Origin of the sequence: Bartonella sp. OC16QHHD (genome assembly GCF_042194035.1) — a bacterium.
Taxonomy (GTDB): Bacteria; Pseudomonadota; Alphaproteobacteria; order Rhizobiales; family Rhizobiaceae; genus Bartonella.
In genome coordinates, this window is the sequence record NZ_JBHIMJ010000025.1 from 1 (window position 1) to 1,735 (window position 1,735).

Here is a 1,735-nt window from a genome sequence, read left to right on the forward strand (position 1 = left end):
TCTTGACCCTTTCACTGGAACGGGGACCTTTATCACAAGGCTTTTACAATCAAAGCTCATAAAACCAGAGGATATGGAATACAAATTCCGTCATGATATCCATGCCAATGAGATTGTTTTACTGGCTTATTACATAGCTGCCATTAATATTGAATCGACTTATCATAGTTTGAAGAAAGGAGAGTATATTCCTTTCAAACATATTGGTTTAACCGATACATTCCGGATGCTTGAAAAACAAGATCTGATGAGAGGTTTACTAGAGAAAAACAGTGAATATTTAGAACTTCAGAAAAACCTCAATATTGAAGTTATCTTCGGCAATCCTCCTTATTCCGTGGGGCAAAAGAGCGAAAACGATAATGCAAAGAATACTTCTTATCCTATTTTAGATAAACGGATCAGTGAAACTTATGCTGCTCAATCGAAAGTAACGAATATACGAGCACTTTATGACAGTTATATCCGTGCTATCCGCTGGGCAAGTGACCGTATAAAAGACCATGGTATTATTGGTTTTGTCACAAACGCAAGCTTTGTTAGTGGGCACTCTATGGATGGTTTACGAAAATGCCTCGTTGAGGAATTTAGCAGCCTTTATATTTTCCATTTACGGGGAAATGCTCGGACTTCTGGAGAACAACGTAAGAAAGAAAGTGGTGGAATTTTTGGTGAAGGATCTCGTGCTCCCATAGCTATCTCTATTCTCGTAAAAAATCCAAATGCACAACAGCGTGGTAAGATATATTTTCGTGATATTGGAGACTATCTCACGAGGCAAGAAAAGCTTACAATAATTGAATCCCTTGAAAGCATTGATGGTATTACACGGAGTAAACAAGGTTGGCAAATAATTACACCGGATAAGCATGGGGATTGGATAAAGCAACGTGATGACAGTTTTAAAAAATTTTTAGCTATAGGTGTTAAAAAAGGACATGATAAAAAGCTCTTTAAAATTTATTCCTGTGGTCTAAAAACAAACCGTGATGCTTGGGCATATAACTCAAGCTATAAGATTTTAGAAAATAATATGCATAATATGATTACTTTCTATAATAGCGAAGTAGAACGTTTTAATGATGCCTATCCACATGCTGATCATAAAATACGTGCAAATGCTGTAAACAATTTCATCAATGCAGATGAGAGCAAGATTAGCTGGAGCCATAATGTTAAACAAGAATTGGTAAGAGGAAAAATTCTTAAATTCGAAGATGCATGCCTCACGCAAAGTTTATATCGCCCTTTTACACGACAGTGGCTTTATTATAATCGTACTTTCAATGAGAGAGTTTACCAAACGCCGCGTATATTCCCAATGGAGAAAGCGGTTGAAAATAAAATCATACAAGTTACAGGCATAGGAGCAATGGTTGGCTTTTCTGCACTTATGACTAAGAATTTGCCTGATTTAGGTGTGATGAATGCTAGTCAATGCTTTCCACGATATTTCTATGAAGATGCTCCGGTTTCAAGAGACAAAAATGAAAAACAATCTCATTTATTTGCGAATTCTACAAAAGAAAGTAAAACAGTTGGTTTACAGAGGCGTGATGCCATTACTGATGAAGGATTAGCCCATTTTCAAGCGGCTTATCCGAATGAAAAAATCACTAAAGATAATTTGTTCTATTACGTCTACGGATTGTTACATTCGGAAGATTATCGTGCTCGTTATGCTGATAACCTCTCTAAAGAATTGCCTCGCATCCCTTGTGTAAAAAGCGCTGAA

The 1,735-nt window shown here is 36.7% G+C and carries 1 protein-coding gene; it reads left to right on the forward strand.

Annotated features, from left to right (window positions below):
- Positions 1-1,735 (forward strand): type ISP restriction/modification enzyme (locus ACFIK1_RS03740; RefSeq protein ID WP_375662119.1); only part of this gene is annotated, 1,735 nt, incomplete at both ends.